Origin of the sequence: Pararhizobium sp. IMCC21322, assembly GCF_030758295.1 — a bacterium.
In the GTDB taxonomy this organism is placed as follows: domain Bacteria; phylum Pseudomonadota; class Alphaproteobacteria; order Rhizobiales.
Map to the genome: position 1 here is coordinate 4,841,822 of NZ_CP132335.1, position 12,590 is coordinate 4,854,411.

At 53.0% G+C, this 12,590-nt stretch carries 12 protein-coding genes; 4 read left to right on the forward strand and 8 right to left on the reverse strand.

What is annotated here, in order from left to right; all coding sequences use genetic code 11:
• Window positions 1-5 precede the first annotated feature (5 nt).
• Together RAL91_RS23005 and RAL91_RS23010 are read right to left on the reverse strand one after the other, a co-directional pair.
• Window positions 6-1,496 carry an FGGY-family carbohydrate kinase gene (locus tag RAL91_RS23005; RefSeq protein ID WP_306258566.1) on the reverse strand — a complete coding sequence of 497 codons (1,491 nt, stop codon included), beginning with the start codon at window positions 1,494-1,496 and terminating at the stop codon, window positions 6-8.
• A 23-nt stretch (window positions 1,497-1,519) separates the two neighbouring features.
• A complete protein-coding gene (locus tag RAL91_RS23010; RefSeq protein WP_306258567.1) occupies window positions 1,520-2,482 on the reverse strand; it encodes a sugar-binding transcriptional regulator in 963 nt (320 codons plus the stop codon).
• A 129-nt stretch (window positions 2,483-2,611) separates the two neighbouring features.
• On the opposite strand from RAL91_RS23010, the gene RAL91_RS23015 reads away from it, so the two are divergent.
• Both RAL91_RS23015 and RAL91_RS23020 read left to right on the forward strand, forming a co-directional pair.
• Window positions 2,612-3,958 carry an iron-containing alcohol dehydrogenase gene (locus RAL91_RS23015; RefSeq protein ID WP_306258568.1) on the forward strand — a complete coding sequence of 449 codons (1,347 nt, stop codon included), beginning with the start codon at window positions 2,612-2,614 and terminating at the stop codon, window positions 3,956-3,958.
• A 3-nt stretch (window positions 3,959-3,961) separates the two neighbouring features.
• A complete protein-coding gene (locus RAL91_RS23020) occupies window positions 3,962-4,765 on the forward strand; it encodes an HAD-IIB family hydrolase (protein WP_306258569.1) in 804 nt (267 codons plus the stop codon).
• Between the two features lie 71 nt (window positions 4,766-4,836).
• On the opposite strand, the gene RAL91_RS23025 is transcribed toward RAL91_RS23020, so the two are convergent.
• From RAL91_RS23025 to RAL91_RS23050, 6 genes are all read right to left on the reverse strand, one after another.
• Window positions 4,837-5,478: a TetR/AcrR family transcriptional regulator gene (locus tag RAL91_RS23025; protein ID WP_306258570.1), complete on the reverse strand. Its 642-nt coding sequence runs from the start codon at window positions 5,476-5,478 to the stop codon at window positions 4,837-4,839.
• A gap of 276 nt (window positions 5,479-5,754) precedes the next feature.
• Window positions 5,755-6,987, reverse strand: a complete 1,233-nt coding sequence (locus tag RAL91_RS23030; protein ID WP_306258571.1) for an amidohydrolase family protein — start codon at window positions 6,985-6,987, stop codon at window positions 5,755-5,757.
• Window positions 6,988-7,016: 29 nt separating this feature from the next.
• Window positions 7,017-7,511, reverse strand: a complete 495-nt coding sequence (locus tag RAL91_RS23035) for a GAF domain-containing protein (protein ID WP_306258572.1) — start codon at window positions 7,509-7,511, stop codon at window positions 7,017-7,019.
• A gap of 2 nt (window positions 7,512-7,513) precedes the next feature.
• A complete protein-coding gene (locus RAL91_RS23040) occupies window positions 7,514-8,830 on the reverse strand; it encodes a TRAP transporter large permease (protein WP_306258573.1) in 1,317 nt (438 codons plus the stop codon).
• A 9-nt stretch (window positions 8,831-8,839) separates the two neighbouring features.
• Window positions 8,840-9,343 carry a TRAP transporter small permease gene (locus tag RAL91_RS23045; RefSeq protein ID WP_306258574.1) on the reverse strand — a complete coding sequence of 168 codons (504 nt, stop codon included), beginning with the start codon at window positions 9,341-9,343 and terminating at the stop codon, window positions 8,840-8,842.
• A 93-nt stretch (window positions 9,344-9,436) separates the two neighbouring features.
• Complete coding sequence (locus RAL91_RS23050) at window positions 9,437-10,456, reverse strand: TRAP transporter substrate-binding protein (RefSeq protein WP_306258575.1); 1,020 nt, start codon at window positions 10,454-10,456, stop codon at window positions 9,437-9,439.
• A gap of 448 nt (window positions 10,457-10,904) precedes the next feature.
• Between RAL91_RS23050 and RAL91_RS23055 the strand changes: the two genes are divergently transcribed.
• Together RAL91_RS23055 and RAL91_RS23060 are read left to right on the forward strand one after the other, a co-directional pair.
• Window positions 10,905-11,597: a GntR family transcriptional regulator gene (locus tag RAL91_RS23055; RefSeq protein ID WP_306258576.1), complete on the forward strand. Its 693-nt coding sequence runs from the start codon at window positions 10,905-10,907 to the stop codon at window positions 11,595-11,597.
• A 76-nt stretch (window positions 11,598-11,673) separates the two neighbouring features.
• Window positions 11,674-12,582, forward strand: a complete 909-nt coding sequence (locus RAL91_RS23060; RefSeq protein WP_306258577.1) for a glycosyltransferase family 2 protein — start codon at window positions 11,674-11,676, stop codon at window positions 12,580-12,582.
• Window positions 12,583-12,590: the final 8 nt, after the last annotated feature.

Sequence of the window (12,590 nt, forward strand, 5' to 3'; positions counted from 1 at the left end):
GGATATCAGGACAGTGTCTCATTGTGGCAGCAAAACGCGTTGAATGTCTGCTGGCGTTCCAGAAGCACTTTCCACTCTTTGTGGGCAACAGGGTCCGGATGATAGGTTTCGCCTGTTGCGCTCATGGCTTGTGACGCTTCGTCAAAACTCTCAAACCAACCAGTTCCCACAGCCGCAATCATGGCGGCACCAAGAGACGAAGCCTCCAGTGACTTGCTTAAGGTCAGCGGAATACCCGTTGCATCCACCAGCATCTGTCGCCACAGCGGTGAATTTGCACCGCCCCCCACACCGATTATCTCGGTTACTTTCAGGCCCTGATCGCGCATATCAAAAATGGTGCGGGCAACCTCCCCGGTTAGCCCCTCCATCGATGCGCGATAGAGATAGGATGTGTCATGTGCTGGACTGATGCCGTAAATCGCAGCTTTGGCATTCGCGTCCCAAAAAGGGTTCATGCAACCCGATAGATAGGGACAGACCATAAGACCGTCAGACCCGACAGGCAGCTCCAATGCTTTTGCATGCAAGGCTTCGTGAGCAGCATTGCCCTCATCGGGTGCAATGTAATGCTTCACCATCCAGTCGAGGAAATAGGTACCCCCGCGCATAACACCTTCCAGAAAATAGCCATCCCCGGTGGGTGATAACATGGTGCGCCATGAATTCGATATATTTGGCGTCTTCGACCATAGCCCGGTGACAACAGCTGTGCCCAGATTCAGATAAACCCGCCCTTCTTTGGCCGCATCCACGCCCAGTCCGGCACATTGCCCATCCCCTGCGCCTGCAAAGATCGGAGTGCCCGCCTTCAGACCCGTTGCCTCTGCAGCAGCGTCCGTAAGCCCGCCAACTAGCGTGCCCGGGGGGACCGGTTTGGCAAACTGATCTCGTGTGACACCGACAACCGCCAGGATTTCATCGGACCATTCCTTGCGCTCGATATCAAACATCCCGGACGGGTCGGCACTGGCCCAACTCACCGCATTCACGCCTGCAAGATGCCAATGCAGATAGCTTCCAACTTCGCGCACCTGGCTCGCAGCGTTGAAAACGTCCGGGCGGTTTTTTCGCACCCACATGACGCTGGAATTGCTGGGGATGATGTCTTTTGGTTTTCCGCTGATGGTGTGCAGACGCTCACGGCCAACGCGTTCGGACAACTCGTCAGCCTCCAGGCCGGAACGGCTGTCGAGCCATACCATGGCCGGGTGTACAGAATTCAGCTCCGCATCAAAAAAGCCGATGGTTTCGCGTTGGTTTGAAATTGCCAACCCATCAACCAGCGACACGTCAATCTGCTGCGCCAATTGGTTCAGCGCCGTAACGGTGGTATCCCACCAATCATTCGGGTCCTGCTCACAATAGTCCTTCTGAGATGTCTGCATGGGGATGTCGGCGCGTCCCTCCGCCACGATCTCACCCGACTTCGTCCATGCAATTGCCTTGGTAGATTGGGTCGAACTGTCGAGACCGATAATCAATCTTTCCGCCATATATTCCTCCACAGAATCCGGTCTTATTTTTTTGCCTTCAACAAGCGCTTGGCTGTCTGCTCGTCGGTCACCAGATGGGTTGCAAAGCCGCCGCGCAGGGCAGCAGCAGCAGCTTCAATCTTATCCTTCCCGCCACAAACAGCCAGACGTATGGGAATAGACCGGGCTGTCTTCAGATCGATGGCAACAGTTCTGTTCAGCAACGGGCCATCAATTTCATTCCCCTCAGCGTCGATAAAGCGTCCCATAACCACACTGGCAGCGCCAAGCTTCATGTAGTGGTCACGCAGATCATCATTGTAGAAGTACTCTTCGTTGAGATAAAACCGCGTATGTTTGTTCAACTCTCCGATACCAAAAATCATCAAATCGGTTTCGTTGAACAGTCTGAACTGTCGCTGCAGAGTGGGTTCTGCCAGCAAGTCCCTGGCTAGGGATTCGGTGGACAAATAGGCTGGCGCAAACAAATTCACGCATTCAGCCGATAGTTTGCCTGCGATGAGTGACGCACAGGCTTCCGGCGAGGTATCGGACCCGCCAAGTGAACATCCAGCGACTTGCACCACCGTCGTTTTTGGCTGGTTGGAACTGGGCATCAGCATGCCAACGCGAAATATGGTTCGCCCGAAAGCAACGCCAATCGTGTCACCATTGCGCACAAGGCTGTTAAGCACCTGCCCACCGGCGTGGCCCAACCGCTTGAACAACTGGCTCTCGGATTTTGGCGTTGGCACAATATGAACAGCTTCAAGGCCATACAATTCGGCCAATGCGGTGGCGGAGGTCTGTCGCGACAGAATATCGGGCCGTAACTCGACCCGAACCATGTCTTTCGCGACGGCTTCATTCAGGTAATTTGCAACTGTCTGGCGGCTGACTTCCAATTCTTCAGCGATATCGTTTTGAGTGAGCCCCTCTACATGATAGAGCCACGCAGTCCACAAAAGCAGATCACCCGCAAAACCGGCTGGCACACGTTTCGCCATTTTAAAAATCCTCGCCAGACCCTAACTAAACGCCACTTTTCAACCAAATAGCACGTTGAAACGAATCCTCCAACCTTGACAAATGCTAATCACATATTGAAAATGTAAAAACATGATGATGGATTTTACATGACCATAATGCCAAATATAATACCCGGCGAAAAAGGCTGGACCCACCTGATTGATGACATTTGCGACGGGCGCTGGATCAGCCCTCTCAATGGCAAACAATACCCTGCTGCGCCCTATGACAAGATCGTCATGGAGCCATCCTTGAAAGGTAAGGAAGCTGAACTGGTTACCAGTTTGGGCTTTGAGCCACCCTTTGCTGTGGTGTGTGATGCCAGCACCCATAAGGCCATGGGAGAACGCGTTGCCCGGGCACTGGCTGAAATTGGTCCCGTGACCGAAATCATTCTCGATAACCCTCATGCCGACATGGCAGGTGTCCGCGATCTGACGGAAAAGCTGAAGGACTTTAAATCGGCGGTCGCCGTTGGGTCGGGAACCATCAATGATCTGACGAAATACGCCACATTTCAGAACAACCGCAGCTACACCGTTTTTGCAACAGCCGGTTCAATGAACGGCTACACATCTTCTACGGCGTCCATAACGCTGGACAGCGGATTAAAGGTGTCATTGCCAGCTCAGGTGCCAGCAGGCTTCTTTGTTGATTTGGAAGTGTGCGCAGCAGCCCCCACCTATCTTAACGCTGCCGGCTTTGGCGATTGCCTGTGCCGTCCGGTTGCGCAGATCGACTGGTGGATGTCGCACCGGCTTTTGGGCACCGTCTATTATCACGATCCCTATGTCATCGAAATTCCGGATGAAATACAGCTGATGCAACGTGCCAAGGGCATTGCAGAGGGTGATCTGGAGGCCGTTGGCTATCTCTTCCGTGTTCTCACCTTGTGTGGCCTTGGCATCTCTTTCACCAAGATTTCCAATCACGGTTCAATGGGCGAGCATCAGATTTCCCACTATATCGACTGCTTTGCCGGTGATCGCCATCCAGGCTCCTTGCACGGGCAGCAGGTTGGTGTGGCAACGCTGACCATGGCACGCATCCAGTCGGCTCTGTTGTCCTCCGACAGCGCGCCGGAAATGGCACCCACCAAAATCGACTTTGACAGCATGGTGGCGCGCATGGGTACAGATGTCGCGACCCAATGTCTGGACGAGTTGAACAAGAAAGCATTTGACGCTCAGGCCGTGGATGCGGTGAACACGAAACTGGAGCAAATATGGCCGGAGTTGCGGCAGCAATGTCTGGATATCGCCGTTCCCGTCGAAACCCTGCAAAACCTGCTCGCGATGTCCAGCGCACCAACCACTGCCAAAGAGCTTGGTCTGGATGTGGATTTCTATCGCGAGGCTGTGTGCCATGCCCATGAAATGCGCAATCGCTTTTCATTCACTGACATTGCTGATCACACTGGCCAGCTTCAAACCATAGCTGCCAGAGAGACCTGAACCATGAAAAATATTGGCGCGATGCCAGACCATGTTGCAGCCAAGATACAGGTTGTGCTGGCGGATATTGACGACACCATCACAACAGAGGGGCGTTTGACAGCCCGCGCCTATGGCGCTTTGGAAGCGCTGAAAAATATTGGCATCAAAGTCGCCCCGGTAACCGGACGTCCCGCCGGCTGGTGCGATATGATCGCTCGCTTCTGGCCCGTTGACGGGGTCATTGGCGAAAATGGTGCATTTTACTATTCCTATGATGCGAATACCCGTCAGATGATCCGCAAATATCATCCGGCAATGGAAGAACACATCAACAATCCGGCCCGCTTTGACCGCATCAGGGAGCGCCTGAAAACAGAAGTCCCCGGCGCGGATATTTCAGCCGACCAGCCTTTCCGCATGGCTGATCTTGCTGTGGATTTTTGCGAAGATGTCCCGGCCCTGAATGAGGCTGACGTCAAGCGCATCAAAGAAATCTTTGAAGAAGAGGGTGGTGTTGCCAAAATCTCGTCCATTCATGTGAATGGCTGGTTCGGAAATTACGACAAAATGTCCATGTCGCGCGCCTTTGTGAAGGACCGGCTTGGTATGGATATCGACACCCAGAACGACGCCTTCGTATTTGTCGGGGACAGCCCGAATGATGCCCCCATGTTTGCCGCTTTCAACCAGTCTTGCGGCGTCGCAAATGTCATGGATTTCAATGGAGCCCTGCCCGCTGAGCCGACATGGGTTGCCAGCCACAAGGGCGGCGAAGGATTTGTTGAGATTGCCGAAAAAATCATCGCTGCCAGAAGAGCCGCTTGACCGGATTGACTAGGTTTCGAAGTGGCGCGAGGGATCATTTTTGATCAGCGTAAAACAGCCGACAGATACAGTTACTTCACAACCCTGATCGCGGGCATTGGCACTGCATCTTTAAGCGTCTCACGCAAAAGACGCTTCCAATAATCGGTGATTGAATCGAAATATTGACTGTCTGACCGCACAATCGTCTGCACACCCATGCCACGCATCAAACACAGCGTCGTATTGAGCAACAACTCAATCTCGGCAGGCTGGCTGCCCTTGATGGCGAAAAATTGCGACCAGATTTCATTCAGGGATTTATGGAAACCCAGACTGTGCGGCAAAATTGCTTCTCTCAAAGCAGGATCTGTGCGCGCAGAAGACAGGAAGTCAATCGTGATCATGAACAGACGTCCCGAAAACCGCTCCCAGAGAAAATCAACAAAGTCATCAATGGTGAGTTCATGATTGTGATAGGCGCCCGCCTTTTCACGCACCAACGCGATTTCCTCCTCCAGCAGCAATTCGACCGATGCCGCAATCAGAGATTCTTTGGTTGGAAAGTGATGTAACAAAGCACCGCGGGAAATTTTGGCGTGGCGCACCACAACATTGGTGGATACATTCTGAAACCCATAATTGTGAATGCAGTCCAAAGTAGCCGTCAGGATTCTCTCCTGCATACGGGCGGATCGTTCAGCCTGACTTTTGCGCCCTGTCGCGGTCGACATCTTACGTCCCTTTCCCGTTCCGGGCCCGGACTCAATTGAAACTTGCTCTAATTGCGACAAGTAAGCCTCCTGTGTGATTATTCCTGACTGCGGCAGGCAGACAGGACACGCCGGTTGATTCACCCCATATACTGCAAACCAGCATTATCAAAGCGCTTGCTGCAACCAATCAGTGCTGCAGGGGCCATCAAAGTGACCAAAACGAACGGGATTTCGAAGTGTTAGGTCGCTATGGCTCGCATATTCACAGATAATGGTGGCTCGTAACGATTTTTGTTACAGCCGCTCTTTGAACAGGTTTCCGCCCTTCATGACCAGATCGAGATAACGATCCGGGTCCTGAAGTATTTCAATGTCTTCCAGCGGATTGCCCTGAAGCGCGATCAGATCGGCATGGGCATCAACGGCCACGACGCCAACCTCACCGGTCATCTGAAACAAGTCAGCTGCCGTGGTCGTGGCCGAGCGAATAACTTCCGCCGGGGTTTGAAATTCGCTGCGGATCTTGAATTCAAGCAATTGATGGCGATGCATTGGCCCCAGCAGATCGGTGCCAAACACCATTTTCACGCCGCGCGAATGAGCGTGCGCATGAGTAATGCGGCCAGCATCGACAATCTCATGAACCTTGTCACACATTTGTTGCGGCATTCCGCCGGCGACGCCTTCGGTGGCAAGCACCGCGTGGGTGGACATGGTAGGCACCAGAAACGCGTCTTTTTCCAGCAGCAAGTCGATGGTGCTGTCGTCAATCAGATTGCCATGTTCAATGGAACGCACACCGCATTCCAGAACGCGGTTAGCAGCACGCGCCGTATAGACATGGGCAGCAACATATGTCTCTGCAGCCTCGGCCTCTTCGACAGCTGCTGTCACTTCATCCAGAGCAAATTGTGTGCTTGAAATGCGATCGGTCGGTGATGCAACACCGCCCGATGCCATGATCTTGATGAAGTCCGCACCCTTGCGAATTTCTTCACGGCAGGCCCGCCGCACTTCCGGCACGCCGTCTGCAATCCGGCCTAGGCCCGCACAACAGGTACAGCTGTCAACGTCCTCGTTTTTGTCTCGCATGTCACCATGGCCGCCGGTCTGTGAAATGGCGTGGCCCGCAAAAAGGACGCGTGGACCGATCAGATATCCTTCCGCAACAGCCTGCGCAATTCCAAAGTCCGCCCCGCCGCAGTCGCGCACTGTGGTAAATCCACGCGACAGCATGCCAGACAGAATCTGACCCGCCCGCGCTGTTACATACATCGGCGACCAGCGCATCAGGTCAGGAAAGCTTGCGGTGGCAGCCACAACATGCACATGGCCATCGCACAGGCCCGGCATCAATGTACGCCCTTTCAGCTCCAGAACCTTGTCACCTTCGGTCACCGGCCCGGTTGAGATTTCCCGGATGAAACCACCTTCGATGAAAACATTGTGCTCGCCGAGCAACGCACCCGCTGCCGCGTCCAGAATGTTTGCGTTTTTAAGGGTTACTGTTTGCATGTTCTGCGTCATTCAAAAATGCCTCGATTCAATGAAAGTGATTACTCGAGAAGAAGTGCCGGGCTGAGAAGACCAGCTATGACCTGCCCCAGTTCCAGATGTGATTGTGTGTAGTGACCGGGTCCAGCGGTGAGGTTCAGTGTGATCAGCGTTTTACCGGCGCTTACCATCGGTAAATTGATGGCCGTCTCAAACCCCATGCCAATCAGAATCTCATGGTCAAAATAGGCCCACCGGATAGCATCCGCATCTTGCCCCAGCCATGGCTGCCCTCTGGTCAGAACCAGATCACCCCAAGGGGTTTCCCCCATCGGTTTCCGCCCGCCCACCGGATACGCATCGGGACGATTTGAATAAAGCCGCGCCACTTCGCCACTCGCCGGAACATGCTCCAGCACAGTGAACATCAACTGACCCAGCATCTGGGAAAACGCCTCATCGGCGATTTGCCAGACATGGTTCGCAGTTGGTGCAACAGCTACGGCAAGGGTCAGCGAGCGCAATTTTTCAAATGTGTCAGTGGATGTTTGAACCATGGTCACCTCCCCGACAAATGTTGGGGCAGCCATAGAGCGATCTGAGGAAACGCCGTCAGCAGTACCACGCCGATGCACATCAATACGAAGAATGGAGCTGACACTTTTGCAACCTGACCAATGGAATGATTGGTCAGTCCCTGAAGGACAAACAAATTGAAGCCAACTGGTGGCGTGATCGTGGCAAGTTCGACCATGAGGATCAGAAAAATCCCGAACCACAATGGATCGAACCCGGCCTGAACAATCAAAGGCAACGTGATTGGAAGGGTCATGACCGTAATCGATATGCCCTCAAGGAACATGCCCAGCAGAATGTAGAAAGCGGCCAGAGCAACGATCAAACCATATGGCGATAATTCCAGACCCGCGATAAAGCCGGCAACGCTCTGCGGCAATTGCAGATAGCCCATCGTGGTCGACAGAAGTGCTGCCGCCAGAACCAGCGTGACAACCATGGCCGACATGCGCACTGCGCTTTGCAAGGAATCCATGGCAATCCGAAACGAAAACTGACCAATACAGATCGTAACGATCAAAGTTGCAACAACACCAATGGCAGCAGCTTCTGACGGAGTTGCAATGCCGGAATAGATAGCGCCCAGAACAATGCCGATCAGTATGAAGACCGGCAGCAAATCAACAAAACACCGCCATGTGACCGGCGGTATGGGGTTGTCAGGATCGTGAACTCCGGTCAATTCCGGGTTCATGGTGGCCCGCACAGCAATGTAAGTGGAATAAAGCCCGGCAATCATCAAGCCGGGCAGAATACCGGCCGCAAAGATCGCAATAATCGAAACTTCGGCCAGAATGCCATAAACGATCATCACAATCGATGGCGGGATCAACAGCCCAAGACTGCCCGCCCCGGCCAGTGACCCGACTGAAATGCCCCTGTTGTAGCCACGGGCCTCGAGCTCACCGAGTGAGATTTTTCCAACAGTGATTGTGGTCGCTGTACTGGATCCGCTCACGGCGGCAAACAATGTGCAGCCGATCACATTGGTATGCAGCAATCTGCCCGGGATCTTGTTGACGATTGGCGCCAGCCCGTTGAACAGACGTTGGGAAATATCTGTTCGAAAAATCATATCCCCCATCCAGATGAACATGGGAATGGCTGAAAGCTCCCAGGAATTGGCGCTGCGTAACAAAATACGCGCTGCGATGGTGCCGATCTTGTCGAGCGGAAACCCCGACAGGAAGAATTGCGACGTGACGGAGACCAGCAACAGACCGACAAACACCCAGATGCCCATCCCCAGAAAGAGAAAGACCAGAAGCAGAATAATGATCCCGGCAGTAAGTGCGGTCATGCCATTGGCCTACAATTCCTTCTGGATGTGGACGATGGGAGCGCCGCGCAAATAGCTGATGCTGAGCGTCGCGAATTGCAGGACAAAAATTATCAGCCCGACAGCCATAACCGCCTCGGGAATCCAGAGCGGAACCTCTGCAATCGAGTTACTGACGGTGCCGCGCGAAAAGTCACGCGCTACGATTTTCAAAAAATAGAAAGTCAGGAAACTGAACAGCAGAACGCCGGCCAGATGCGAAGCAACCTCCACCACCCTGCGTGGTCCTTCGGGGAGGTTTGCCAGCAACAGATTCACGCGAATGAACACCTGAGATTTCAAGGCGGATCCCAGGGACAAAAACGTCATGCTGGCAACGCCATAGCCAACAAATTCATCAAGCACGAAAGTCGAGGTATCAAGCACGGTGCGCATGAATATCTCGACACAGATCAACCCGGCCATCGCGACCAGAATGATACAGGCCGCCAATGCCGCCAATCGGGACAGATGATCTGAAATCGCTGCGATCATGCAGAATGTCCTTTGGCTAAAATGGCGGTGAATAGGGGTGCCGCTTCGCCCGAGGGCAAAGCGGCTGGGAGGAGGAGAGGCTGTCTGTTCGGCTTACATCTTGCCAAAGGCTTCAATAACGGCAGTTCCGCGCTCGCCCGATTTGCCAAGCCACTCTTCAAGGACACCATCGCCAGCGGTACCAAGTTCGGCCAGAAATGTATCACTCAGTTCCGTGATGATCGTGCCGCCATCGGCACCAAGCGCATCGTAGTTTTTCTGTGTGCGTGCAACGACTTCTTTCCAGTTGCGGTCTGATGCCTCAGCGGCAGCGTCCATAACTGCCTTCTGCATCTCAGGTGTCAGGCCGTCATAGAGATCCTTGTTCATATGAACAAAGTTGAGCGGCAGCGCATAATTGATCTCGGTAAAATAGGGGGTGTGCTCGACAAAACTCTGCGTCACACCACCTTCAGCAGAGGTCAAAACCGCCGCAATGCCACCTGTTGCAAGTTGAGGAACAACGTCAGCCCAGGCCAGTTGAATGGGCGACGCTCCAATAGCCTGAAAGGCTCTGGTGCTGCTGGAATCGAATGTTCTTATTTTGACGCTGGCAAGATCACTGGCGGATTTCACGGGTGTTTTGGCCCATATGCCAGACGCTGGCCACGGTGAGGCGTAGAGCACAATCTGACCGTTGCTTTCAAAAATCTTCTCATATTCCGGCATCGCTACTTCCATCAGATCACGGGCCTGATCAACCGTATTGGCCAGGAATGGAAGGGCCGATAAAAGCAGGAAGGAATCAATACCGCCAAGGAAATTACCCGGTGTATCCGCAATTTCCACAGCCCCATCAGCAACCGCGTCAAAGTGGTCACCGGAGGCATAGCCAAGCGCGCCACCTGGATGCAGTGTCACAGTAATTTCGCCGCCACTGTTCCGCGCCAGCGCCTCGGCAAAGACAACATTGCCTTCGCCGTGAATGCTGTTTGCTGCGTAGGCATTCGACAGGTTCCAGTTTTCAGCTGCATTTGCAACGGTGACAGACGACACGGCCAGGGCAGCCGAGGCCAGCACGAATGAGAAGCGACTAAGCAGTTGCGGGGCCGAAAAATTCTTGGGGAAATTCATGACAGTCTCCATGGTTGGACCATCGAAAGCTAACAGGCCAAATTACAAACAGTCAATACTGTTTGTAATTTGGCCTGTGCAAGTTTGGCCCATATCATGTTGTTTTCATGAACTTATACAAAGAGTATTATAAAAATAAGCGAATGAAAACACACACTTCAGCACGACTTGTCGCATCGATCGCTGCCACCTTATTGCAATGTCGGCGGTTGAAAATGAAAGCGTAACCAGAGCGCAAAATGCGGGTATGCAATGCCGCAGAGCGCTCGGTATTTTTAGCAAATATAATTATTGCATTCCTTTTGTCGGCAAGCTCCTAATCCAAATCCCGTTGGGGTGATCAGCTGGTTTGACGGCATGATGCCCATGAAGATTACGGCAGCTGACTGGGTCGACTTGAAGCCTACAGCTACAATTTGTATGTATTTCAACTACAAGGGAGTGCACCATGACTGCTGCGACGACACCAAAACAAAACCGTCGCAAACGCGGATCAGGGGCCACTCTGGTTTACCAGGAATTGCGTGATGAGATCATTGATCTGGTTCTGCCTCCCGGCAGCGCCATTGATGAGATACAGCTGGCGGCACGCTTTGACATGTCACGCACACCCATTCGCGAGGCGTTGGTCCGGCTTGCTGCTGAGGGGCTGGTAACAACACTTCCCAACCGGTCCTCTGTTGTGTCGAACATTGATTTTCTGAACCTTAATGCGCTGTCATTGATGCACCGGGTCACCACACGGCTGGCCGCCCAATACAGAACCGACGACGATTTGGAAGATATAAGGGCGAAGCAGGCAATCTTCGCGCAGGCCGTCGAAACGCGGGATGTGCTGGCCATGATTGCGACAAACAGGGATTTTCATGCAGCTATCGCTGCCGCAGCCCGCAACACCTATTTCGAAACTCTCTTCAACCGTGTTCTGGATGAAGGCCGCCGCATCATGCGCCTGTATTACTCATCATTCGATGATTGCTTACCCGAGCAATATCTGAAAGAGCATGACCTTATGATCGAAGCAATTGCAGCCGGAGATGTTGAAACTGCGGATCAGGTCGCAAGCGCACACGCCGACCAGATCGTAAAACAGATCCAGCAATTAATCGCCAGCGACAGACGACAGAAAATCCCGCTATAGCCTTCTGTAGCCCGCTTTAGCCTTTTGTAGAATGCATCCTGTCATCAAACAGGGTTCAAATTTGATTGGAAAAGACATGCCTCTGATTTCCGTCGGAATGCCGGTTCTCAATGCGGAAAAAACAATCGGCGTGGCAATCCAAAACCTGTTGGCGCAAACCTTCCAGAATTTCGAGCTCGTCATATGCGACAACGCCAGCGAAGACGGCACACCCAAAATTGTTGAGGCTTTTGCCAAACAGGATTCCCGTGTGCGCCTCGTCAGATTTGACGAACGCGTCGACATTCGTTTGAGCTTCAAAAGGGCTTTTGAGAACACCTCAGCGCCCTACTTTATGTTCGCCCCTGCGGATGACCGTTGGTACCCTGAATTCATGGAAGAGACGCTGGTAATCCTGCAAGCAAACACGGACATTGCAGCCAGCACCGGCAAGGTTGCATTTTTTGAGGACGGCCAATTCAGTCACATGTCCAAGGGCACGGCACCTTTGATGGACGACAACGACAAGAATCTGGTGCGTTATCTGACCGATCCGGTGGAAAACGCGAGGGCTTTCTCGCTGATGCGCCGTGAAGCTTTGATCAACGCATTTCCGGACGTGACCTATCCCGGCTGGGACTTCCAGCTGATTGCGCGCACCATGGAGCATGGCAAATATTTCGAGATCGATAAAGTGCTGGCCGAACGGGATGTAACGCCACTTGAGGCTTATATTGTCCAGGCTGAAAACACTCAAAAATACGCATTGCAGAAAGCGTTTCGGCTGTATCGCCTGCTGACCGAAATTCTAAAAGACAAACAAATACCCCGAGTGCCTGGTCTCTACTGGGCATTGGTCAAATTAGTCTGGCGCTCTCATGTCAACTACGCCGCCTATCGGATGCCGCGCTGGTTCAAGGTCATTACGTTTTACCAATCCGTATTTTCTACCAAACCTGATCTCTGGCCTGTAAGGAACGCAGACCCAGTATCGAAAGATGGCTGAGGCCTGCG

What these genes read in the sequence shown, in the direction of transcription:
- RAL91_RS23005 (WP_306258566.1), bottom strand. Translation starts at nt 1,496, where the DNA reads ATGGCGGAAAGATTGATTATCGGTCTCGACAGTTCGACCCAATCTACC.
- RAL91_RS23010 (WP_306258567.1), bottom strand. Translation starts at nt 2,482, where the DNA reads ATGGCGAAACGTGTGCCAGCCGGTTTTGCGGGTGATCTGCTTTTGTGG.
- RAL91_RS23015 (WP_306258568.1), top strand. Translation starts at nt 2,612, where the DNA reads ATGACCATAATGCCAAATATAATACCCGGCGAAAAAGGCTGGACCCAC.
- RAL91_RS23020 (WP_306258569.1), top strand. Translation starts at nt 3,962, where the DNA reads ATGAAAAATATTGGCGCGATGCCAGACCATGTTGCAGCCAAGATACAG.
- RAL91_RS23025 (WP_306258570.1), bottom strand. Translation starts at nt 5,478, where the DNA reads ATGTCGACCGCGACAGGGCGCAAAAGTCAGGCTGAACGATCCGCCCGT.
- RAL91_RS23030 (WP_306258571.1), bottom strand. Translation starts at nt 6,987, where the DNA reads ATGACGCAGAACATGCAAACAGTAACCCTTAAAAACGCAAACATTCTG.
- RAL91_RS23035 (WP_306258572.1), bottom strand. Translation starts at nt 7,511, where the DNA reads ATGGTTCAAACATCCACTGACACATTTGAAAAATTGCGCTCGCTGACC.
- RAL91_RS23040 (WP_306258573.1), bottom strand. Translation starts at nt 8,830, where the DNA reads ATGACCGCACTTACTGCCGGGATCATTATTCTGCTTCTGGTCTTTCTC.
- RAL91_RS23045 (WP_306258574.1), bottom strand. Translation starts at nt 9,343, where the DNA reads ATGATCGCAGCGATTTCAGATCATCTGTCCCGATTGGCGGCATTGGCG.
- RAL91_RS23050 (WP_306258575.1), bottom strand. Translation starts at nt 10,456, where the DNA reads ATGAATTTCCCCAAGAATTTTTCGGCCCCGCAACTGCTTAGTCGCTTC.
- RAL91_RS23055 (WP_306258576.1), top strand. Translation starts at nt 10,905, where the DNA reads ATGACTGCTGCGACGACACCAAAACAAAACCGTCGCAAACGCGGATCA.
- RAL91_RS23060 (WP_306258577.1), top strand. Translation starts at nt 11,674, where the DNA reads ATGCCTCTGATTTCCGTCGGAATGCCGGTTCTCAATGCGGAAAAAACA.